Source organism: Citrobacter sp. S39 (assembly GCF_009495675.1).
Classification (GTDB): Bacteria; Pseudomonadota; Gammaproteobacteria; order Enterobacterales; family Enterobacteriaceae; genus Citrobacter; species Citrobacter freundii.
On the sequence record NZ_CP045555.1, the window covers coordinates 2,726,643 to 2,749,484 of the forward strand.

The window sequence follows — 22,842 nt, forward strand, 5'->3', positions numbered from 1 at the left end:
CAGGGAAAAGATAAATGGAACAAGCGCATACCCAGCTTATCGCACAACTGAATGAACGTATTTCAGCGGCGGATAACACGCCGCTGTATATGAAATTTGCGCAGACGGTGAAGAATGCTGTGCGCAGTGGGATCCTGGAACACGGCAATATCCTGCCCGGCGAGCGCGACCTCAGCCAGTTGACCGGCGTTTCTCGGATTACGGTACGCAAGGCGATGCAGGCCCTGGAAGAAGAAGGTGTAGTAACACGTGCCCGCGGTTACGGAACGCAAATCAACAATATCTTCGAGTATTCGCTCAAAGAAGCGCGCGGTTTTTCTCAGCAGGTGGTGTTGCGCGGTAAAAAACCGGATACGTTGTGGGTTAACAAAAGAATTGTACCTTGCCCGGAAGAGGTGGCACAGCAGTTAGCTGTTGTCACAGGAAGTGATGTCTTTCTGCTCAAACGCATTCGTTACGTTGACGAAGACGCAGTATCTATTGAAGAGTCTTGGGTACCCGCACATCTAATTCATGACGTGGATGCCATTGGTGTTTCTCTGTATGACTATTTTCGTAGCCAGCATATTTTCCCACAGCGTACGCGCTCACGCGTTAGCGCCAGAATGCCGGATGCAGAGTTCCAGGCGCACATTCAAATGGATAGTAAAGTGCCGGTACTGGTGATCAAGCAGGTAGCGCTTGATCAGCAGCAACGGCCTATTGAATACAGCATCAGTTACTGTCGTAGCGATCTATACGTTTTTGTGTGCGAGGAGTAGCGCCTCGCGTGATGGGGCGCAATCGCCGCCACGATGCCCAACTACCCATGACGCCACCGCGTTACCTAACAGCACTGAGTCGGCCAGCGTCCAGCCAGACGCTAGTCCGGCCAGCATGCCGCCGGCGTGGCTGTCTCCTGCGCCGATAGTATCAATGACCGCCGTTGCAAATGCCGGTACGCAGCCGGATGTCTGTGCGCTGAAATACCATGCGCCGTCTTTATCGTGACGAACGACCACCGGTGCGGCGAAACGCTGCACCCATTCTGCGCCAAAACCTTCCACATCCAGACTCAATGCAAATCGCTCGGCAGCAATTTCCGCCTCCTGACGATTAAGTGACACCAGCGGACGGCGGGCCATAATTCGTACCAGTAAGGGCTCAGGAATGTCGCCGATGCGCGGGCCAAAATCGATAAACGGTGTCACCTCTTCCAGTCCTTCCAGCCACTGCACCAGCAATTCACCGCACGGGGACGCTAGCTGATAACCCGAGAGATACACCAGGCTATGACGCGGGATATCCAGCTGTGCCAGCCAGGCGGCATTCCACTGATTCTCAACGCCGCTAAAGGACATAAAGGTACGTTCGCCATCCGGTTCCACCAGCGCCAGGCACCAGCCGTTATCGCCTTCAGCGTTGTCGATCAGGCTGTGCAGCCCCTCTTTTGCCATCCGATTGCGGATAATGTCGGCCCACACCCCCTGACCCAGCGGTAACGCATTACGGGCGTCGATACCTAAACGCTTGAGCGCTACGGCAATATTGAGCGCGCAGCCGCCAACGTTCACGCCTTGCTGTTTGAGTTCGATGTCACAGCCTCGCCAGGGAAGGGCATACGCATCGGCAATGACATCAATCACCGCTGCACCCACCACCGTTACTGGCCGCTGTGTACGTAACTGCGAGAGAAGTTGTTGCAGACGCGTGGTGCTCATAGCGCCTCCCGCTGCTCACGCAGTCGTATTAACCCGTTGGCGTAGCGGGTAAAGTCCAACTGATTAACCGCATCCAACTCCTGCTTCAATGCCGGGCCAATCGCGCCGACGCCGTTCAGCGCGCCACAAATGGCGGTAGCCATCGCTCCGATGGTATCGGTATCGCCGCCGAGGTTCGCGCACAGAATGGCGCAGCGATTGGGATCAGTCTGCGCCAGTTCGACCATCGCGATGGCGCAAGGCACGGACTCAATCGTACTGGTTCCGGCTCCCACCACCTGATACAGCTGTTCGCTGGCAGACTCAATGCCGTCGGCATTACGGACGATTTTCAGCGCCATCTCAAGGCGTGCAGAGAGAGAGGCGCTAAAGGTAGTGATCCGCTTTTGCTGCGCATGCAGGGCAATGGCAGGCAGCGCATCAACAATCTCTGACCATGTTCCTCCGTCGATGGCGCGCGATACCGCCCACGCGACGACAACAGCACCCGCGATAGCCAGATCCGATTTATGCGTCGGGCTGGAGGCCAGTGCCACGTCATCGATAAAGGCATCAAGATTGCGGGCGGGTAGCAGGCATCCCAGTGGCGAAACGCGCATTGCCGCACCGTTGGTCACGCCATTATTCTCCAGTTCGGCGACAGGTTTGCCGTCGCGAATGGCTTTGAGCGCAATTTTTGAGGTCGGGCCGAGCACGTTTTTATTAAAGGCATCAAATTGCTCGGCCCAGGCCAGAATATTGCGACCAATTACGTCTGGTACAATTTCGCCGTCGCATTCAAGCAGGGCATCTGCCAGACACAGCGCCATGGACGTGTCATCAGTGAACTCCGCCTGGTTAAAATAGCAGGCGGCATTATTTTCCGCAGGGCCGGGTAAAAAACGGTCGATCCATCCGAAATGGGCTTTAACCCGGGTTCTTGGCCACAGTTCCGACGGCATGCCCATCGCATCCCCTAACGCCTGCCCATAAAGAGCACCGAGAATACGTTCTGCTTTCATTTTACTTCCCCTTGTTTCAACGCTACATCGCGATCGTCCACCTTAATGGCGGTGATTTCTTTGTCAGATTCGCGAAAGAAAATCATAAACATCACGGCAATGACGGCAATCATGACCGCGCCAAATCCCCACATGCCAGCCCAGTTAAAGGTGAGACCATTAACCGGTTCCTGGTAAGCAAACATTTTTTCCATCATCACGCCGCCCAGACGGTAACCGAGCAGGCTGCCGAATCCCTGACAGCAGAGGGTGATAAGCCCTTGCGCTGCGGTGCGCATGTGAACCGGCGCTTTTTTATCGACATAGATGTAGGCCGTGACGTAATAGAAGTCGTAACTGACGCCGTGCAGCAGAATGCCGAGAAACAGCAGGGCGTAAGTGAAATATTCTTCCGCACCGCCGTAAACGAAAAATCCGTAGCGGATCGCCGCAGTAATAAGACCAAGTAACAATACCTTTTTAATGCCAAAGCGTTTGGTGAAAAATGGTAGCGCCAGCATAAAGAAGATTTCAGAGAACTGGCCCAGCGTCATCCAACCGGTGGCGTTTTTCATTCCGACTTCTGTCAGGTAGCCGTTGGCGAAGATGTAATAGAACGCCAGTGGCATCGCAAACAGGAAAGAACAAAAGAAAAAGACGAGGAAATTTTTATCGCGCAGCAGGATCAGCGCATCCAGACCCAGCATGACTTTGAAATCCATTTTACCGGTACTTTTTGGTGGCGTATCCGGTAAGAAGAACGCAAAGACGCCCAACAGTGCAGAGCTTCCGGCAGTGATCAGCAGGGGAATATTGGTGGGTGAAATGTCGCTATAGCCAAGCATTTGCGGTAAGAAACCGCAGGCCAAACCAGAGGCAATCCAGCCGATGGTTCCCATCACTCGGATGCGCGGGAAATCACGCTCAACGTCCGGTACGTTGGCAAAAGCAATACTGTTAGTCAGCGCAATCGTCGGCATATAGGTCAACGAATAGGCCAGTAACAGCGGGAAGAATCCGCTGAAGGTGGTTTGCTGGGCGGCGAAGTACATCAGAATAGCGCCGACGAACATCAACACCGCCAGCACTTTTTGCGCGGAGAAAAAGCGGTCAGTGATTGAACCGACCAGAATGGGCGACAGGATCGCGGCGATCGCGGTACAAGCGTAGGACCAGCCGATCTCCCCGGCGCTAAAGCCGCTTTTACTCAGCCACAGCCACAGCGGTACAAACCAGGCGCCCCAGATAAACCACTCTACAAACATCATGAACGACAGCTTAACTGTAGTTTTCATCTTTAAATCCTTCATGACAGGTAAGGTACGCATTGATAGTACCATCTGATAATACCTTTAAAATACCTTTGTGGTCTAAATTTGACCGCCTTAACATTATTTCTTCCTGAATCGAGCCAGCAGAAGTTGCTGAAAAGTGCGCTAAAGATGGAAAAAAAACGCAGTCGGTACCAGGCTTAATGCTGCCCGCAACAAAGCGGGTCAGGACAATCCACATTCCGGTTTCAAATCGGAAATTACGGGAGCATAGCTATGACTGATATTGCGCAGTTGCTTGGCAAAGACGCCGACAACCTTTTACAGCATCGTTGTATGACCATTCCTTCTGATCAACTTTACCTGCCTGGACATGATTACGTCGACCGTGTGATGGTGGATAACAATCGGCCGCCTGCCGTGCTGCGTAACATGCAGACGCTGTATAACACGGGGCGACTGGCCGGGACAGGGTATCTGTCGATTCTACCGGTGGACCAGGGGGTAGAGCACTCCGCTGGCGCATCGTTTGCGGCTAACCCGCTGTACTTTGATCCGAAGAATATTGTGGAGCTGGCTATCGAAGCAGGGTGCAACTGCGTGGCATCGACCTATGGCGTGCTGGCTTCTGTCTCCCGCCGCTACGCGCACCGCATTCCGTTCCTCGTTAAAATTAACCACAACGAAACGCTCAGCTATCCGAATACCTTTGACCAGACGCTGTATGCCAGCGTAGAGCAGGCGTTCAATATGGGCGCGGTTGCGGTAGGGGCAACAATCTATTTCGGTTCTGAGGAATCTCGCCGCCAGATTGAAGAGATTTCTGCAGCGTTTGAGCGCGCCCATGAGCTGGGTATGGTTACCGTGTTGTGGGCGTACTTGCGTAACTCCGCGTTTAAAAAAGATGGTGTGGATTACCATGTTTCCGCCGATTTAACCGGGCAGGCTAACCATCTGGCGGCCACTATCGGGGCGGATATCGTTAAGCAGAAAATGGCGGAAAATAACGGTGGGTATAAAGCGGTTAATTTTGGCTACACCGACGATCGCGTCTACACCAAGTTGACCAGCGAAAATCCAATTGACCTGGTACGTTATCAACTGGCGAACTGTTATATGGGGCGCGCCGGGTTAATTAACTCCGGCGGCGCGGCTGGCGGCGAAACCGATCTCAGTGATGCGGTACGTACGGCGGTGATTAACAAACGGGCAGGCGGCATGGGGCTGATTCTTGGACGCAAAGCATTCAAGAAAACCATGGCCGACGGCGTTAAGCTGATTAACGCCGTGCAGGATGTTTATCTGGACAGCAAAGTTACCATCGCCTGATTACAGCCGGGGTGTCGTTGTGTTAGCGCAACAGTGGACAACCCGGCGGCAGTCTGCAACGTAACGCCTCAGGCAGGATTTCAATATGAAACTCCTGTCCGCTGAGCGGTTCGCCGTCAAGATTAAAGGTAATTTCGTGTGGGGCGCGGATATCAAACCACGATGATGCGCCCTCGATGATGTTAGGGTTGTCTTCGGATTGCGTTAACGCCGAAAGCAGCCCTGGCAACAGTTCTTCGCCGGTAAAAATGCGCAGTTGCAACAGACCATCGTTGATCAGCGCCGTTGGGCAAAGCTGTTGCCCGCCTCCAGCCTGACGACCATTACCGATACCAATCACCAGCGCCTTACCCTGCCAGTGAAAATCTTCCCCACGAATATCGCAGACGTCGGGTTTGAGCGTATCCATGCGCATTAATCCGTGGATAAAGTATGATACGCCACCCAACGCAGCTTTGAGTTTTTCCGGCGTTTCGGTAGTGATACGTGTGCCGAAGCCGCCGGTCGCCATGTTGATAAAACAGGTTTTATCATTGACCTGCACCATATCGATCGCTGTCGCATTTGCGGCGATAGCCAGCTTTAACGCCTTATCAAGGTCGTCGGGTATCCCCACGCTGGTGGCAAAATCATTTGCCGTTCCCAACGGTAAAATACCCAGCGCCGGAATATTGTCGCCCTGCGACTGGATCAGCGCCGTCGAAACTTCGTTGATGGTGCCGTCGCCGCCGCCGGCAATCACCGTTTCAACGCCTAGCTGACGAGCTTCATCAACGTAGCGTTGGGCATCGCCTTTTTCCCAGGTCACGCGAACATGGATTTCCACGCCTTCATCGCGAAGCTTCGCAATGGCATCACGCAGGGGGAGATTATCAGCACTTTTTCCATTGAGGATCAGTAAACTGGCAGGGAACGCTATCATCCGTTTGCCTCACTTTTTTTCGTTTTAACAAGTGTATGCCAGGAAAGCATTTATGGCGTAAGAACTGACTGAAAGCGCAGGCGAAGAGATACAAAAAGCCGCAGAGCGCGGCTTTTCAGATTGGGCAGACGTTACTGCGGGAACCACTGATCGCTGATTTTCTGGTACGTGCCGTCAGCTTTGATTGCCGCCAGCGCGCTGTTCAGTTTTTCCAGCAGGGCTTTGTTATCCGGGCGAACCGCGATGCCAAGGCCAGTACCGAAGTATTGCGGGTCGGTTACTTTGTCAGTGGCTACGCCTAACTGCGGGTTGGTTTTCAGCCACTCGTTAACCACAGCCGTATCGCCAAATACGCCATCAATACGCCCATTTTTCAGGTCGATAATCGCATTCTGATAGCTATCGTAGGCCACGGTTTTCACCTCAGGATGTTTATCCTGCAGGTATTTCTGATGGGTGGTGCCGTTTTCCATACCGATGCGCTTACCTTTCAGGTCGGCAAAGGTTTTATAGGTGTCTTTTTTCGCAATCACCAGCGCGGAGTTGGCATAGTAAGGCTGAGTAAATGCTACCTGCTTGCTACGCTCAGGGGTGATATCCATTCCGGAAATAACCGCATCATATTTCTTGAATTTCAGCGCGGGGATCAGGCTATCGAAAGCGTGATTGGTGAAAGTACATTCTGCCTGCATTTGTTTGCACAGCGCCGTTGCCAGGTCGATGTCAAAACCGACAATCTTATTGCTGGCGTCCAGTGATTCAAATGGCGGATACGTGGCTGATACACCGAAACTAATTTTATCAGCAGCTGAGGCGCCAGCGGCGAAAGTAGCAAGTAATGCGGCCAGTACTAACTTTTTCATGGTGGAACTCCCGTCTGTCAATCTTATGATTATTTACCGTGTCTGCGGCGTGGACTAACAATGCCATTTAATGAATTTATATGCAATAAAAATGATTAAATATTTTTAATGGCATAAAAAAAGACGGACAATTTAGGTTTTTGTCCGTCTTTGTGTTTTTTGCTTATGCACATTTTTCAGATGGCGGCGTTAGACCTTATCCGACCTACAAAGGCACAAATACCGATTTAATCCCGATGTTCAAACGCCAGCGCTTTACGTTCGATTAAGCGCATCATCAGCGTCAGCAAGCCGTTGACGATCAGGTAAATCACACCCGCAGCACCGAATACCATAACGTCATAAGTACGGCCGTACAGCAGCTGGCTATAACCCATGACTTCCATCAGGGTGATGGTGTAAGCCAGTGAGGTACTTTTAAATACCAGCACCACTTCGTTGGAATATGAGGAGAGGGCGCGTTTAAAGGCGTACGGCAACAGAATCGCCAGCGTATCCTTTTTGCTCATCCCCAATGCACCGCAGGACTGCCACTGGCCTTCCGGGATTGCACGGATAGCGCCGTAGAACAGTTGCGTAGTGTAGGCCGCACTGTTTAACGACAGCGCAATTAAGGCGCATAACCAGGGTTCAGAGAGCAGGTGCCAAAGTACCGGATATTCTTGCAACGTCGGAAACTGTCCTGGTCCGTAGTAGATCAGGAAGATTTGCACCAGCAGCGGTGTACCGGTAAACAGCGTGATATAAGCGCGAACCAGCCACACCAGTACCGGCGTTTTCAGCGTCAGGATGACGGTGAAGATCAGCGCCAGCACCAGAGCAACCACGATGGAGGCGACCGTCAGCGTCAGGCTGGTATGCAGCCCTTTCAACAATTCAGGTAAATACTCAAGCATCAGCCTGGTCTCCGCTCAAAACGTGTCGCGCGCAGGTCAATGCGTTTGAGAATGTACTGACTCACCAGCGTAATCACCAGGTAAATAGCGGCCGCCACAATGTACCAGGTAAACGGCTCCTGGGTACGGGTAGCGATGCTCTTGGTTTGCAGCATCAGATCGTTCACGCTGATAAGGCTGACCAGCGCGGTATCTTTCAGCAATACCAGCCACTGGTTACCCAGTCCCGGTAAGGCATGACGCCACATCTGCGGCATCACCAGACGAAAGAAGATCGCGGCTTTAGACAAACCTAACGCCTGACCTGACTCCCATTGCCCGAGTGGCACGGCCTTCAGCGCGCCACGCAGCGTTTGCGACGCGTAAGCGGCATACAGCAATGACAGTGCAATGACACCGCACAGGAACGGGCTGACGTCGAAGTTTTCGATCTGCATCTGAACCGGGATTTGTACAAACCCGAGATTGATCGTAAAGCCATCGGCCAGCGTCAGCAGCAGTTGTGAGGATCCGAAATAGATAAACAAAACCACCAGAATTTCTGGCAGACCGCGCAGGATGGTGACCAGGGCCGAGCCCGCCCATGCCACCGGGCGCCATTTTACTGACTCCCAGACGGCAAAAAACATGGCGAGCGCAAGGCCAATGATCAGCGCACAAACGGCAAGGCCGACGGTCATCCCGGCGGCGCTTGCTAAAGGAAAAAATTCATTCATCAAATATTACTTCTGGAACCATTTGTTGTAGATGGTCTCGTAAGTCCCATCTTTCTTCACTTTTTCCAGCGCAGCGTTAAATTTCTGCTGCAGCTCGGTATTGCCCTGGCGCACAGCGATGCCCAGACCGGTACCGAAGTAATCTTTATCAGTGACTTTGTCGCCAACCGCGGCCAGTTTTGGATTGTCTTTCAGCCACTCTGTTACTACTGCGGTATCACCAAAGACGCCGTCAATACGACCGTTTTGCAGATCGAGTTTGGCATTCTGATAGCTGTCATACGGCACGGTAGTCACTTCCGGATGTTTATCCATGATGAATTTCTGGTGCGTCGTCCCGTTTTGAACGCCGACTTTTTTGCCTTTCAGCTGATCAATGCTGGTGTATTTACCCTGTTGGCCAACAAACAGCGCAGAGTTGTCGTAGTAAGGGGTGGTGAACAGAACCTGTTTTTCACGCTCAGGCGTGATGTCCATACCGGCCATCACCGCGTCAAAACGACGGAATTTCAGGCTCGGGATCAGGCTGTCGAAGGCCTGATTGGTGAAGGTACAGGTAGCGTCAATCTCTTTACACAGCGCATTCGCCAGATCAACGTCAAACCCTACGATCTTGTTGTTAGCATCGATCGATTCAAACGGAGGATAAGACGCTTCGGTGGCGAAACGAATGGTTTGGGCTGCGGTAGCGGAAAGGCTAAAACCTGCGATTAGCGCGGCAATCAGAACTTTTTTCATTGTATTGTCCCGAATCTTAGTGAGAAAGATAGTTTTTAAACGCTTCGGTTTGCGGGTTGGCAAAGCAGCTCGCATCCCCAAACTCGACGATATGACCGTTTTCCATGTACACCACGCGACTGGCCGTTTTACGAGCAACTTCCACTTCGTGGGTGACGATCACCTGAGTAATATTGGTTTCTGCCAGCTCACGAATGATGCTGACGATTTGGGCGGTGATTTCCGGGTCAAGCGCTGCGGTAGGCTCATCAAACAGCAGCACCTGTGGTTCCATCATCAACGCGCGGGCAATGGCCACACGCTGCTGCTGGCCGCCGGACAGATGCAGTGGATAGCGATCGCTGTACGGCTTCAGACGCAGTCGTTCCAGCAGTTTCTCGGCACGCGCCATCGCTTGCTCTTTCGTCAGCCCCAGTACGCGGCAGGGCGCTTCAATCAGGTTCTGCACCACCGTGAGATGCGGCCAAAGATTATATTGCTGGAAGACCATGCCCACGTTTTGACGCAGATCCCGAATGGCTTTATCTGACGGGGTTTTCGTGAAGTCGAAACGGTTACCCGCAATAGAGAGCGTGCCTGAGCGCGGCATCTCAAGCAGGTTGAGTACGCGCAGTAGCGAGCTTTTCCCGGCTCCACTTGGGCCAAGTAACACCAGTGTTTCACCCTGAGGGCAATCCAGCGTGATATCGAACAGCGCCTGATGTGCGCCGTAGAAGCAGTTAATGCCGTTTAATTGAATACTCATTGACACTCGATACTGGCAGTCTGATAGCTATTGAAGCCGCAGATACTACCTTTGACAGAATAGTTATGCAATATTTATGCGTTAAAAGTTAAATGCAAACCGCATTCTTCTCTAAACATAGCACAAAATAGCGGGGCCACCAGTGGGCAAGAATAATTGTCGGCATTCTATGCAGAATGCCAGACAATTAATGGGGGTTATGATTTGGGCGAGTAAATGACGCGATTAACGGTTTTCGACAGACTGGCGCAACGTCCCGGCTGGCGCGTGTACGCTGCCGCCCAGATAGCGTACATCATCAACGACCCAGCACTGGCCTTCGCGGATCATCAGCACTTCATCACGCCAGCTCTGGTCACCCTGTTTCAGCTCTACGCGTAGCGGAATGTTGCGTGCATCACTATTCGGAATAGTCGATGCGCTGGCGACGCTGGCACTGTCCGGTAACGTAGCCCGACTGGAGAACGGATCGCTGTTAAACAGGTCGCGGTGTGCATTATCGCGGCTGGCGTCGGTCAGCAGTTTAGCCAGGTTGTCGCTAAGGTATGGACGAAGTGGGGTAAGATCATTGTTTCGATGCTGAATACGGTAATCATAGAATTGTTGAGCCACGCTGTCTGGCCCGCCTTCTACGCATGAACCGCTACGCGTGCCGTTATCTTTATAGACCGGCGTCACGGTCGTACAGGCGCTGAGAAGTAGTGCAAATGGAACCAGCAGAGAGAGTTTCGAGTAGCGCATAATGATTTCCTTATTAGCTTTCTACTATTAGTGTTCTACGTTGATAGAATATATCCTTTCAATGATAGTGGATCGGTTCGATAATGCTTTTGAGATCGTGCTCTTAGCGCAAAAAGGAGATTAACCATGCAGTTTTCGACTACCCCTACGCTGGAAGGGCAGAGCATCGTGGAATACTGCGGTGTTGTGACTGGCGAAGCCATTTTAGGCGCGAATATTTTCCGCGATTTTTTCGCCGGCATTCGCGATATTGTCGGCGGTCGCTCCGGCGCGTATGAAAAAGAGCTGCGTAAAGCGCGTGAAATTGCTTTCCAGGAGCTGGGCGAACAGGCCAAAGCGCTGGGTGCTGATGCGGTGGTCGGTATTGATATTGATTACGAAACCGTGGGCAAAGACGGCAGTATGCTGATGGTGAGCGTCAGCGGTACCGCGGTGAAAACTCGCCGATGAAGCGTCTGTTGTGTCTGCTGGCATTTACGCTGTTGCTGGTGGGATGTGCTGGCGAAAAAGGGATAGTCGACAAAGACGGGTATCAGTTAGATACCCGCCGTCAGGCACAGGCTGCTTATCCACGCATTAAAGTGCTGGTTATCCATTACACGGCCGATGATTTTGACTCTTCTCTGGCTACGCTGACCGATAAAAACGTCAGCTCGCACTATTTGATCCCGGCTGTGCCGCCGCTCTACCACGGCAAACCGCGTATCTGGCAACTGGTGCCGGAAAAAGATCTGGCCTGGCATGCGGGGATTAGCTTCTGGCGTGGCGCTACGCGTATTAACGATACCTCAATTGGCATTGAGCTGGAAAACCGCGGCTGGCAAAAATCGGCAGGGATAAAATATTTTGCGCCGTTTGAGCCCGCGCAGATTCAGGCGCTGATCCCATTGGCGAAAGATATTATCGCCCGCTACGACATAAAACCGCAGAACGTGGTAGCCCATGCGGACATCGCGCCGCAACGTAAGGACGATCCTGGACCGCTTTTCCCATGGAAAGTGCTGGCCGAACAGGGAATTGGCGCGTGGCCGGACACTCAGCGCGTAGCGTTTTATCTTGCCGGGCGAGCGCCTCATACGCCGGTAGCAACCGAATCTTTACTCGATCTGCTGTCGCGTTACGGCTATGAGATAAAATCTGATATGACGCCGCGCGAACAGCAGCGGGTGATTATGGCCTTCCAGATGCACTTCCGCCCGACGCTGTGGAACGGCGTGGCGGATGCAGAAACTCAGGCGATTGCCGAAGCGTTACTGGAAAAATACGGGCAGGGTTAACGCAGAATACCAATGCCTGATGGTGCTTCGCTTATCAGGCCTACGGCTAATTTAGGCTGGATTTTGTAGGCCGGATAAGGCGCTTGCGCCGCCATCCGGCAATGGTTAACGCGGCAGCTTACCGTGGTCGCGCAGCCAGGCCGCGGTACGTTCAATCCCTGCATCCAGCGTCACAATGGGCTGATAACCCAACTCTTCCTGAGCGCGGGTAGTATCCAGCGTAAAATCAAAATTTAGCTTCGAGACGCCGTAATGCGTCAGCTTTGGCTCTTTTGCCGATTTATTGCCTAAACGCTCCATGCTGCGGGCAATCATGTCCAGCATCGGGTAGGGAACGGAGCGGATCCGACAATCAATATTCAGCTCGTCGATGAGCTTCTGCACAATGCTGCGCAGAGTGCGATGCTCGCCGTTGGTAATGTTGTACGCGCGACCTGACGGCAGCTTATCGCAGGCTTGCTGACTTGCCAGCCACATCGCGTGCACTGCATTTTCGTAGTAGGTCATATCTACCTGCGCACTTCCGCCGTGCGGCAACAGGATGCTGCCATAGTGGTACATCATATGGGCCAGGCGCGGGATAAAGACCTTATCGTGTGGTCCGAACAGGCTTTGCGGACGCAATACCGTAAAACGCGTCTGCGGGTTGGCCTGCGCCAGCAACGCAATCACGTCTTCGCCAGCTGCTTTGCTGCGGGCAAATTCATTGGCGAAGCGGTGCGGGCGAAAGTCCTCTTTGATATCGCGATGGTGGTGATAATCAAAATAGAGCGACGGCGAGGAGATATGAATGAAGTTGCGAACACCCCAGGCCACGGCCCACTCGCCCAGACGACGAGTTGCGCGAACGTTGGCCAGATCGAAGGCTTCCTGAGTTCCCCACGGTGAGGTAAAACTGGAGCAGTGCCACAGCGTGTCGATGCCGGCAAGCATCACTTTTGCTTGCGAAGAAACCAGCTCGGTCAAATCCGCATGCACAAACTCTGCGCCCATTTTCTCCAGCAGCTTGCCCATCGCTTCGTTGCGACCGGTGGCTCTGACGCTGACGCCTTTGCTGCATAAAAATTCAACCGCGTTTCGGCCCAAGCCGCTGGTGGCTCCGGTAACCAGTACCTTCATATCAATCCACTGTGTTTAAAAAACGTCGTGCGCATTCTTCCGTGAAATACGCCTGTATGCAATGGGAAACATGAAAGAATACAGGCTCTTTTTATCATTAGTCTGTGATTTGTTCTGCAAGTTTGGCTATACGCTTCGCCATCCCCCTGAAAATGAACAGGTGGGCGGGGATCATCAACAGCCAGTAGAAGAGGCCAGGCATACCGTGCGGATGCCACCAGGCGCGTACATCAATGCGTCGATGATCGCCTTTATCTTCCAGTGTGAAGCTCAGGCGACCCAATCCCGGTGCTTTCATCCCAAACAGCAGCGTCAGCTGTTTCTCCGGCTCAACGATGATGACTTTCCAGCTATCAACGGTGTCGCCAACTTGCAATAGTGGGTGTTCGGGACGACCTTTTGCCAGCTTATGGCCGACCAGCAGGTCCAACGCCGCGCGCGTCTTCCATAGAATATTGCCAAAGAAATAACCTTCTTTGCCGCCGAGTCGATTCACTACCTGCCACAGTGCTTTTTTGCTGGCGGAGGTTTCAACGCTAAAGCCAGCTTGTTTGGCGAAATAGCCATATTCTGGACGCCAGCGGGCAAACGCCTGTGCGTCGTAACCCCAGTCGCTGGAGTTGACCAGCTTCTCTTCTTCCTTCAACGTACTGCGCACCGCGTCATCAAAGGCAATCAGCTTTTGCGGGATCAGCGCACGTAGTGCGGTGTCATCTGCCAGCAGGTCGTGTTTTAAGCCCTGGATCAGCGCTTTGGCCGTGGTTGGCGGCACTGACGTAATGACGTTTAAAAACCAGACCGAAATCCAGCGGGTAGGGAAGGGGATGGGGATGAGCAGGCGATGTTTACCGCTGACCGCCATAAAATGCTCGAACTGTTCCTGATAGCTCAACACCTGCGGGCCGGCTGCTTCGAGTACGCGGTGATGTTGCGTGGGATGATCCAACAACGCCACCAGGTAGTACATCAAATTCTCCAGCGCGATAGGTGTGGTGCGCGAACGTACCCAGCGCGGAGGGGTGAGTACCGGCAGGTTGTAGACCATGTCGCGCATCACTTCAAAGGCAGCGGAACCTGCCCCCACGATAATGCCCGCACGCAATTCCGTCATTGGCACGCCTGATTCACGCAGAGTATCTGCGGTTATCTGTCGCGCACGCAGATGATCGGATTGTTCATGCCGGGGAGCCTGTAATGAGCTCAGGAAAATAAGCTGTTTGACCGGTGTATTACGCAGTGCATCACGGACATTCATCGCCACCTGACGTTCGTGGGCGATAAAATCACCGCCTTCACCCATGCCATGGACCAGGTAATAAACCGTATCAACACCCGCCAGCAGCGGGGTGAGGTTATCTGGCCAATTCAAATCGACCTTATGGCAACTGACGTTGGCCAGTTGCTGCTTTTCCAGTCGTTCAATGCGACGTGCCGCAGCCAACACCTGATGCCCTTGCTGACTGAGCGCCTGCACCAAATGCTGACCAATGTAGCCACTGGCGCCAAGAACCAAAATCCGTTGCGGCACGCCCATCTCCTTATTGGGTTAAAAAAGCGCGCCAGTGGGCGACGACTTCAGCAAGTTGTTCACGTGATACGTCCAGATGCATCACCAGGCGCACAATCGGGGAAGCGTTAATCAGCACACCCTGCGCTTTCATATATTCACCCAGCGCGGCCGCGTGCTCTTCGCCAACGCGAACAAACAGCATGTTGGTGTCGTGGCGCATGACGTCCGCCCCTGCTTCGCGCAGTTGCTCCGCCATCCAGGCGGCGTTGTCATGGTCTTCCTGCAAACGCGCCACGTTATTTTTCAGTGCATACAGTCCGGCCGCCGCCAAAATACCCGCCTGGCGCATGCCGCCGCCGGTCATTTTGCGCCAGCGAATGGCACGCTTGATGTACTCGTGGCTGCCGACCAGCAGCGAGCCTACCGGCGTTCCCAGACCTTTGGAAAGACAAATGGTGAACGAGTCGCAGTATTGCATGACATCTTTAAGCTCACAGCCATAGGCGACGATGGCGTTAAAAATACGCGCGCCGTCGACGTGCAGGGCAAGATTGCGCTCCCGGGTGAATTCCCAGGCCTCTTTCAGATACTCGCGCGGCAGCACTTTGCCGTTATGCGTGTTTTCCAGACTGAGCAGACGGGTGCGGGCAAAATGGATATCGTCTGCTTTGATTTTTGCTGCCACTTTGTCCAGCGGCAGGGAGCCATCCGGCGCGGCATCGATGGGTTGCGGTTGAATGCTGCCGAGCACCGCTGCGCCACCCGCTTCGTAGAGATAGTTATGCGCGCCCTGACCGGCGATATACTCTTCGCCGCGCTGACAATGGCTGAGCAGTGCAACCAGGTTCGCCTGAGTGCCGGTAGGTAAGAAAATGGCAGCTTCTTTGCCAGAAAGCTCGGCCGCGTATTGCTGGAGGGCATTAACGGTAGGATCATCACCGTAGACGTCGTCCCCGACCGGGGCGGCCATCATCTCTTCGAGCATGGCGCGACTGGGTCGGGTGACGGTATCACTGCGTAAATCAATCATGGTATCTCCTTATTACACTTCATCCTTCAAGCTGCCTCGGCGTTGGCTGCACCCTCAAACCCCAGTCACATAGTATTCCTATGCTCCTGGGGATTTTCGGGCTTGCCGCCTTGATGCATCATGAATGATTTTGTGTGTGGTTTAATAAGGATGTTTTACCTGAGCCAGTTAGTTTTCGCCAGTTCGATCACTTCATCACCGCGCCCGCTGATGATTGCGCGCAGCATATACAGGCTAAAACCTTTGGCTTGTTCGAGTTTGATCTGCGGCGGGATCGCCAGCTCTTCTTTCGCCACCACCACATCGACCAGCACCGGGCCGTCAATTGACATCGCCCTTTGCAGCGCCTCATCAACCTCTGAAGATTTCTCTACGCGAATGCCCGTGATGCCACAGGCCTCGGCAATCCGCGCGAAATTCGTGTCGTGCAGTTCGGTGCCGTCAGTCAGATAACCACCAGCCTTCATCTCCATCGCCACAAATCCCAGCACGCTGTTGTTGAAGACAATAATCTTCACCGGTAACTTCATTTGTACCACCGACAGAAAATCGCCCATCAGCATGCTAAAGCCGCCGTCACCGCACATTGCCACAACCTGACGTCCTGGTTCGGTCGCTTGTGCGCCGAGTGCCTGCGGCATGGCATTAGCCATCGACCCGTGGTTAAACGATCCGAGCAGGCGACGTTTGCCGTTCATTTTCAGATAGCGTGCTGCCCACACCGTTGGCGTGCCAACGTCGCAGGTAAAGATGGCATCGTCAGCGGCAAAGTGGCTGATCTGTTGCGCCAGATATTGCGGGTGAATGGCTTTATCGCTGGGTTTGGCTAAATCATCCAGCCCTTTGCGCGCCTCGCGGTAGTGCTCCAGTGCTTTGTCCAGGAACTGCCGCTCGGTTTTCTCTTCCACCAGAGGTAGTAGGGCGCGTAACGTGGATTTAATATCGCCTACCAGCGCCATATCAACTTTACTGTGCGCGCCAATACTCGCCGGATTGATATCAATCTGAATAATTTTGGCGTCGGTGGGGTAGAACGGGCGATAGGGGAACTGGGTACCGAGCAGGATCAGCGTGTCGGCATTCATCATGGTATGGAAGCCGGATGAAAAGCCAATCAGCCCGGTCATACCCACGTCATAGGGGTTATCGTACTCAACATGCTCTTTCCCGCGCAGAGCGTGCACGATCGGGGCTTTGATTTTAGCCGCAAACTCAACCAGCTCTTTATGCGCACCGGCGCAGCCGCTGCCGCACATCAGGGCGATGTTGCTGGAGTAGCGCAGCAGTTGCGCCAGTTTTCTCAGCTCTTCCTCTTCCGGGGTGACTACCGGGAGCGGCGCATGATACCAGTGCGTGGTGGCGCTTTCAGGGGCGGGCTTCAGCGCCACGTCGCCGGGTAATACCACCACGGAGACGCCACGGTTGAGCACCGCTTTACGCATAGCTATAGCCAGCACCTGGGGGATCTGCTCAGGGCTGGAGACCAGCTCGCAATAGTGGCTACATTCACGGAACAACTCCTGCGGGTGGGTCTCCTGAAAATAACCACTGCCTATCTCACTGGATGGAATATGCGCGGCGATTGCCAGTACCGGAACGTGGTTGCGGTGGCAATCAAACAGGCCGTTAATCAGGTGCAGGTTTCCCGGTCCACATGAGCCGGCACAGACGGCCAGCTCACCGGTCAGTTGGGCTTCTGCGCCTGCGGCAAAAGCGGCAACCTCTTCATGGCGGGTTGGCATCCAGTCAATCGTGCCCATACGATTCAAACTGTCACTAAGGCCATTGAGCGAGTCTCCCGTCACACCCCAAATACGTTTAACGCCAGCTTGTTCGAGTGTTTTAGCAATAAAAGCGGCAACCGTTTGTTTCATGGTTTTCCTTCTCCTCTAATGTGATACCGGTTACAAGTTTAGATGAAGATAATCGTTATGCTTCTCATTACCCCTTATTTCCGGCAGGTTTCATTTAATCTGTATTAAGCGTAGTTTGTTATTGGACATGGTGAAACAAGGAATAAATTCAAATGGTTATAAAACTATTAAATACAGTTAACCGGGTACTGACTCACGAAGATTTTGGCAAGTTTTTGTTACGCCTTGCCGTCGGTGGGCTGATGCTGTTTCATGGGCTGCATAAACTGTTTGCTGGTATTGATGGCATCAGCGGTATGTTGATAGCGAAAGGTTTCCCAGGCTTTATTGCGTACGGCGTTCTGCTGGGAGAGGTTGTAGCGCCGTGTCTGATTATTCTAGGCATCCTGACGCGTCCGGCAGCGTTGGGGCTGGCGTTTACGATGGTTGTGGCATGGCTGATGGTCGGGATGGGCGAAACCTGGACACTGGATAAAACCGGTGCATGGGCGATTGAAAGTCTGGTGTATTTCTTCATCGGTGCGCTGGCCGTGGCGTTTTTGGGGGCGGGGCGTTACTCCGTTGCAGGAAATTCTGCCTGGCGATAGTTACCATTTGAGAGTCAATACCGAGGCGGGGGCGCTAACGGTTTGCCCGCCTCGTCGTTCAATCTGTCGCTAATCTATATGTCATCACTGTTCCATAGTTTGTGCCGACGTCTCAGCGCTCGCTGCGTCAATGCCCTTGCCATCGCGGCGCCTATTTCAGCACTGACAACCAGTCCCTGAATAAACGGACGATCGTGCATCAACCACGGCAGCCCGCCAAAAGCGATGCGATTGCGGGCGTTTTCCGGCGCTTGCAGCGTGTAATCTTCGCCGATGTCCGGGATCTCATCGCCACAGGCCAGCAGTTGATGGCGTAGCGTTGGGAAAGGGATATCTTTGCTCTGCAATGCCCGTTGCCCTCGGGCGTCAATAAACACATCGAATTCGCTGCGTCGACCGTGGTGGTAAATTACCGTCATTTCCTGCTCATTCGTACGCTCATAATCCGCACCAAGTGTGAGGATCTCAATCAGCCCGGCGTCGTGCAGCGCCAGCAGTCGGCGGACTGATTCAGACGGGATTGCCGCATAATTATCGATAAACACGCGCGCCAGTCCTTGCTTAAAGCGCTTTTCATCAGGCGGATCAAGATGTGGGACGATCTCTTCGATTACCTCGTGTAGCCGCAGCAGGGTATAGCGCCACGCGACGGTACGCTGTTCCTGTTTGTTGCGTTCAACTTCAATCAGGTTGCGCTTCGCCCATTCAAAAGGTTCGTGCTCAAGCCTGTCGGCAAAGTAGGCCTCGGGGAATGTATCGGCGTTGAGCGTCTCAAGTGCTATCTCTTGGCTCCATTGCGGGGCTGCATCTTGCAGTTGTTGTACAATAATCCGGAAAATGCGGTCCAGTAATCCTTTTTGCCCATGGACAATGACGTCTTCAATTGCTTCAGGCGTTGCGATATTCAACGATTCATAGGGCAGAGGGCAGTAAAAATCTGCTTCAGGCAGCACACCGCTGCGCGACATTAGGGTCAGCTTCAGGCTTTGGCTGTCGGATTTACAGATAAACTGGAGTGCGTTATCAGCCCCGGTGGTGAAGGCACCGTGTTGGCAGGCCACGGCCATCGCTGCGTCAATCGCGCTGAGCGAGGTGCCGAGAATTCCTACCCGGCAAGCGCTAATCTGGACGTCCATCAGACCGGTCCACGGGCTGGGGAAAAACTTCCGTGTCTGTACATCCGTTTCAGGCCACAGATGACCGGTGGCGATAGCGGCGAAGTCCACCTCGACAGGCTGTAAAGCATGATTGATCCACAGAGAGACCCCATTCGGGGTCACTTGCAGGTCGGTGACTTTGCTTAATTCGTTTATGCTAATCGTGAAGCCTGAGCCTCGCGCTTTCTCGACGATAGCGAATAAACGATCGCGATAATAGTCACCGAGGAGCACGCGGGGCAAAAATTGCCGTTCATGCAAAGAATTACGTTCAATCCGAAACTGCGCCAGATAGTCATCACTTTGATTCTGTAGCCACGTCAGATAACTGATATAAATCGGTGGGATCTCTATGCTGGCTATATTTGCCAGCATGAAGTCTGCGTTGTTGTCGCTGTTATAAGGCATGCCAACGCCCGCCTCTTCAGCTTGCTCATAAAGCTCTATTTCCAGCGGTTCACCGCGCTCAACCAGGGCATGAAACGTATAAATCCCGGTGGGACCGACGCCGACAATGGCCACTTTTTTCATGGGGATCCTTGTAGAAAGTTCGACGTGGTAGTCGGGGATTATGCTTAATCTGCGAAGGGTAAGTGTGGTCGATAATTCACGGGGGGAAGGAGGTATTTTGCCGGGTAGAGTGAAAATATCAGAATTTTGCAGCGCCTGAGAGCATAAAAAAAGGCCACCCGGTACAGCCAGGCAGCCTTTTGCACATCAGATACCGGCCAATTACGCCAGCACTAAATCACCCTGCGGATGGCAGGAACAGGCCAGCACATAACCTTCAGCGATTTCTGCGTCGGTCAGCGTCATGGTGCTGCTGACCGTGTAGTTACCGTCAACCACTTTGGTTTTGCAGCAGCCGCAAACGCCTGCACGGCATGCGGCGACAACCGGAACCTTGTTGCTTTCCAGCGCTTCCAGCAGCGTACTGCCCACCGGCGCATAGAACTCTTTCGCCGGCTGTAGCTTGGTAAACTTCAGACCACTGGTGGCGGCTTCGGCAACAGGTGTGAAGAACTGCTCTTTAAAAAAGCGCGTCACACCCAGTGCTTTGACTTCTTTCTCGACCAGATCCATATACGGTGCCGGGCCACAGGTCATCACGGTACGCGAGGTCAGATCCGGTACGCTTTTCAGCAGTTCGGTAGTCAGTCGGCCGGAAACAAAACCTTCGGTGGCATTGTTTTCAGCAACTAATGTCACCGGATATTCACGCCACTCGTCGGCAAAAATGACATCTTGCGGCGAGCGAACGTTAAAGATTACCTGTACATCCGCTTGCGGGCGGTACTTTGCCAACCAGCGACGCATTGACATGATTGGCGTAACGCCACAGCCTGCGGCCAGCATCAGGAACTTGTCTTCCGCTTTATCTTCACAGGTGAACTCACCCATGGCATCGGACAGCCAGATATAGTCGCCGCGCTTCACGTCGCGGGTTAGCCACTGTGAACCTGCGCCATCGTCAATCCGGCGGATGGTCAACGTAATGTACTCGCTAACGCCCGGTGTTGAGGAAATGGTGTAAGCACGCAGCGTATCCGCTGAATTACGTACGCTGACCAGTGCATACTGCCCGGCGCGGTAAGGATAATAATCGTGGCACAGCAACGAAATTGTCCATACATCCGGCGTTTCCTGATGGATGTGGTGAACCTGCATCCGCCATGGGCACTGATGAGTTGGCATTGTCATTCTTTACTCCTTACGCGCTCAGCAGTTGCTTCATGTCTTCTTCAACGGTGGTCACGGAACGCAGACCAAATTTCTCGTTGAGAACTGCCAGCAAATCCGGTGTGAAGAAACCAGGCGCAGTCGGGCCAGTGACGATGTTTTTCACGCCCAGAGACAGCAGGGTCAGCAGAATAACAATCGCTTTCTGTTCGAACCAGGAGAGCACCAGAGACAGCGGCAGATCGTTCACGCCACAGCCCAGTTTCTCTGCCAGGGTGACCGCCAGGATAATGGCAGAGTAGGCATCGTTACACTGACCGGCATCGACCAGACGCGGCAGACCTTCGATATCGCCGAATTCCAGTTTGTTGAAACGGTATTTACCGCAAGCAAGGGTCAGAATCAGGCAGTCGTCTGGTACGCTGGTGGCGAAGTCGGTGAAGTAGTTACGTTCACCACGTGCGCCGTCACAACCGCCAACCAGGAAGATGTGACGCAGTTTTTCGCGGCTCACCAGGTCGATCAGGGTATCAGCAGCGCCCAGCAGGGTCTGACGACCGAAACCTACGGTGATCAGGTGCGGAATTTCACTGTACGGGAAGCCAGCCATCTGCTGCGCCTGTGCGATAACCGGACCGAAATCGTCACCTTCAAGGTGGCTCACGCCCGGCCAGCCGACGATGCTACGGGTCCAGATACGGTCGTCGTAGGCGCCAACGGTTGGGTCGATGATGCAGTTAGAAGTCATCACGATTGGGCCAGGGAAGCGGGCGAATTCAACCTGCTGGTTCTGCCAGCCGCTGCCGTAGTTACCGATTAGGTGTTTGAACTTACGCAGTTCCGGATAGCCGTGTGCTGGCAGCATTTCACCGTGGGTATAAACGTTAACACCGGTGCCTTCAGTCTGCTCAAGCAGGTTGTACAAATCTTTCAGGTCGTGACCGGAGATCAGGATGCACTTACCTTCGGTTGCTTTTACGTTGACCTGAGTCGGGGTCGGGTGACCGTATTTAGTGGTTTCACCGGCGTCCAGAATGCTCATCACTTTGAAGTTCATCTGGCCGATTTCCATTGAACACTCCAGAAGAGCGTTCATATCGGAAGGCCAGGTACCCAGCCACGCCATGATTTTGTGGTACTGAGCATAGATATCGTTGTCGTACTGACCAAGGACGTGGGCGTGCTCCATGTAAGCTGCCGCACCTTTCAGGCCGTACAGACACAGCAGACGCAGGCCGAGGATATTATCGCCGATGGTCGCTTTGTCTTTATTCGGGGTGAATTCAGCGGCCTGACGTTGCAGGTCTCCCAGATCGTCGCTGACCAGTTGCAGATCGGCCATCGGGTTGGTGACAGCTGCGTTCGCGTCGATGTTCAGGCATTGTGCTTTCAGGGCGTCGCGCATGGCGATAGCTTCACGGGCATAGCCAACAATACGCGGGGAATCGAAGTTTACGTTAGTCAGCGTGGAGAAGAACGCACGCGGCGCAAAGTTATCAACCTCATGGTCGATGATGCCGTATTCACGTGCTTTAACAGCCCATGCAGACAGACCTTGTAGGGAAGCAATCAGCAGATCCTGCAAATCGGAGGTTTCAGCCGTTTTACCGCACATACCCTGCGCGTAAGAGCAGCCGTTTCCTGCCGGAGTACGGATGGTTTGTTCACATTGCACACAAAACATGGTCACACCTTTTAAAGTTATAT

Annotated in this window: 22 protein-coding genes; 5 read left to right on the top strand and 17 right to left on the bottom strand. The window is 53.4% G+C overall.

Features of this window, described 5'->3' with window-relative positions:
• Positions 1-14: 14 nt before the first annotated feature.
• Positions 15-761 (top strand): GntR family transcriptional regulator, encoded by a 747-nt coding sequence (locus GFB57_RS12850; RefSeq protein ID WP_003027325.1) that lies wholly within the window; start codon positions 15-17, stop codon positions 759-761.
• Here GFB57_RS12850 and GFB57_RS12855 read toward each other — a convergent pair.
• Genes GFB57_RS12855 through GFB57_RS12865 form a run of 3 tightly spaced genes read right to left on the bottom strand, consistent with a single transcriptional unit; the run spans position 735 to position 3,975 of the window.
• Entirely contained in the window at positions 735-1,700 is a 966-nt protein-coding gene (locus GFB57_RS12855; protein WP_003027323.1) for a PfkB family carbohydrate kinase, read from the bottom strand. The genes GFB57_RS12850 and GFB57_RS12855 overlap by 27 nt on opposite strands.
• Positions 1,697-2,701 (bottom strand): ADP-ribosylglycohydrolase family protein, encoded by a 1,005-nt coding sequence (locus tag GFB57_RS12860; protein WP_003027318.1) that lies wholly within the window; start codon positions 2,699-2,701, stop codon positions 1,697-1,699. Before GFB57_RS12860 ends, GFB57_RS12855 begins: the two co-directional genes overlap by 4 nt.
• The gene (locus GFB57_RS12865) at positions 2,698-3,975 is read right to left on the bottom strand and encodes a nucleoside permease (RefSeq protein ID WP_003027315.1); all 1,278 of its coding nucleotides are present in this window, start codon (positions 3,973-3,975) and stop codon (positions 2,698-2,700) included. The genes GFB57_RS12860 and GFB57_RS12865 overlap by 4 nt, the downstream gene beginning before the upstream one ends.
• A gap of 252 nt (positions 3,976-4,227) precedes the next feature.
• Between GFB57_RS12865 and fbaB the strand changes: the two genes are divergently transcribed.
• Complete coding sequence (gene fbaB / locus GFB57_RS12870) at positions 4,228-5,280, top strand: class I fructose-bisphosphate aldolase (RefSeq protein ID WP_003027312.1); 1,053 nt, start codon at positions 4,228-4,230, stop codon at positions 5,278-5,280.
• A gap of 22 nt (positions 5,281-5,302) precedes the next feature.
• Here the strand turns inward: fbaB and yegS are convergent, their stop codons facing one another.
• From yegS to GFB57_RS12905, 7 genes are all read right to left on the bottom strand, one after another.
• On the bottom strand, positions 5,303-6,202 hold the full coding sequence (yegS, locus tag GFB57_RS12875) for a lipid kinase YegS (RefSeq protein WP_003027310.1): 900 nt from the start codon (positions 6,200-6,202) through the stop codon (positions 5,303-5,305).
• A 131-nt stretch (positions 6,203-6,333) separates the two neighbouring features.
• Positions 6,334-7,065, bottom strand: coding sequence for an arginine ABC transporter substrate-binding protein ArtJ (gene artJ / locus GFB57_RS12880; RefSeq protein WP_003027308.1), 732 nt, complete (start codon positions 7,063-7,065; stop codon positions 6,334-6,336).
• Between the two features lie 227 nt (positions 7,066-7,292).
• Positions 7,293-7,961, bottom strand: coding sequence for an arginine ABC transporter permease ArtM (gene artM, locus GFB57_RS12885; protein ID WP_003027306.1), 669 nt, complete (start codon positions 7,959-7,961; stop codon positions 7,293-7,295).
• Positions 7,961-8,677, bottom strand: coding sequence for an arginine ABC transporter permease ArtQ (artQ, locus tag GFB57_RS12890; protein ID WP_003027301.1), 717 nt, complete (start codon positions 8,675-8,677; stop codon positions 7,961-7,963). The genes artM and artQ overlap by 1 nt, the downstream gene beginning before the upstream one ends.
• Before the next feature lie 6 nt (positions 8,678-8,683).
• Positions 8,684-9,415 (bottom strand): arginine ABC transporter substrate-binding protein ArtI, encoded by a 732-nt coding sequence (artI, locus tag GFB57_RS12895; RefSeq protein WP_003027298.1) that lies wholly within the window; start codon positions 9,413-9,415, stop codon positions 8,684-8,686.
• 16 nt (positions 9,416-9,431) lie between these two features.
• Positions 9,432-10,160 (bottom strand): arginine ABC transporter ATP-binding protein ArtP, encoded by a 729-nt coding sequence (gene artP, locus GFB57_RS12900; protein ID WP_003027295.1) that lies wholly within the window; start codon positions 10,158-10,160, stop codon positions 9,432-9,434.
• A 225-nt stretch (positions 10,161-10,385) separates the two neighbouring features.
• Positions 10,386-10,901 carry a lipoprotein gene (locus GFB57_RS12905; RefSeq protein ID WP_003027292.1) on the bottom strand — a complete coding sequence of 172 codons (516 nt, stop codon included), beginning with the start codon at positions 10,899-10,901 and terminating at the stop codon, positions 10,386-10,388.
• A 126-nt stretch (positions 10,902-11,027) separates the two neighbouring features.
• Here GFB57_RS12905 and GFB57_RS12910 point away from each other — a divergent pair, with 126 nt between their 5' ends.
• Both GFB57_RS12910 and GFB57_RS12915 read left to right on the top strand, forming a co-directional pair.
• Entirely contained in the window at positions 11,028-11,351 is a 324-nt protein-coding gene (locus GFB57_RS12910) for a heavy metal-binding domain-containing protein (protein WP_001160725.1), read from the top strand.
• On the top strand, positions 11,348-12,178 hold the full coding sequence (locus tag GFB57_RS12915; RefSeq protein WP_003027275.1) for an N-acetylmuramoyl-L-alanine amidase: 831 nt from the start codon (positions 11,348-11,350) through the stop codon (positions 12,176-12,178). The genes GFB57_RS12910 and GFB57_RS12915 overlap by 4 nt, the downstream gene beginning before the upstream one ends.
• 105 nt (positions 12,179-12,283) lie before the next feature.
• Here GFB57_RS12915 and GFB57_RS12920 read toward each other — a convergent pair whose 3' ends face one another.
• The 4 genes from GFB57_RS12920 to poxB all read right to left on the bottom strand — a co-directional run bounded on the left by GFB57_RS12920 (position 12,284) and on the right by poxB (position 17,711).
• The gene (locus GFB57_RS12920; protein ID WP_003027273.1) at positions 12,284-13,297 is read right to left on the bottom strand and encodes an NAD(P)-dependent oxidoreductase; all 1,014 of its coding nucleotides are present in this window, start codon (positions 13,295-13,297) and stop codon (positions 12,284-12,286) included.
• 97 nt (positions 13,298-13,394) lie between these two features.
• On the bottom strand, positions 13,395-14,825 hold the full coding sequence (locus GFB57_RS12925; RefSeq protein WP_003027270.1) for an SDR family oxidoreductase: 1,431 nt from the start codon (positions 14,823-14,825) through the stop codon (positions 13,395-13,397).
• Positions 14,826-14,835: 10 nt separating this feature from the next.
• On the bottom strand, positions 14,836-15,837 hold the full coding sequence (ltaE, locus tag GFB57_RS12930) for a low-specificity L-threonine aldolase (RefSeq protein ID WP_003027267.1): 1,002 nt from the start codon (positions 15,835-15,837) through the stop codon (positions 14,836-14,838).
• Between the two features lie 155 nt (positions 15,838-15,992).
• Positions 15,993-17,711 carry a ubiquinone-dependent pyruvate dehydrogenase gene (gene poxB / locus GFB57_RS12935; RefSeq protein WP_003027264.1) on the bottom strand — a complete coding sequence of 573 codons (1,719 nt, stop codon included), beginning with the start codon at positions 17,709-17,711 and terminating at the stop codon, positions 15,993-15,995.
• 152 nt (positions 17,712-17,863) lie between these two features.
• Between poxB and GFB57_RS12940 the strand changes: the two genes are divergently transcribed.
• Positions 17,864-18,298, top strand: a complete 435-nt coding sequence (locus tag GFB57_RS12940) for a DoxX family protein (RefSeq protein WP_003027261.1) — start codon at positions 17,864-17,866, stop codon at positions 18,296-18,298.
• A gap of 74 nt (positions 18,299-18,372) precedes the next feature.
• Here the strand turns inward: GFB57_RS12940 and GFB57_RS12945 are convergent, their stop codons facing one another.
• From GFB57_RS12945 to hcp, 3 genes are all read right to left on the bottom strand, one after another.
• Positions 18,373-19,986, bottom strand: a complete 1,614-nt coding sequence (locus GFB57_RS12945) for an FAD-NAD(P)-binding protein (RefSeq protein WP_003027259.1) — start codon at positions 19,984-19,986, stop codon at positions 18,373-18,375.
• A gap of 201 nt (positions 19,987-20,187) precedes the next feature.
• Entirely contained in the window at positions 20,188-21,156 is a 969-nt protein-coding gene (gene hcr / locus GFB57_RS12950; RefSeq protein WP_003027256.1) for an NADH oxidoreductase, read from the bottom strand.
• 10 nt (positions 21,157-21,166) lie between these two features.
• Positions 21,167-22,819 (bottom strand): hydroxylamine reductase, encoded by a 1,653-nt coding sequence (gene hcp / locus GFB57_RS12955; RefSeq protein WP_003840204.1) that lies wholly within the window; start codon positions 22,817-22,819, stop codon positions 21,167-21,169.
• Positions 22,820-22,842 lie beyond the last annotated feature (23 nt).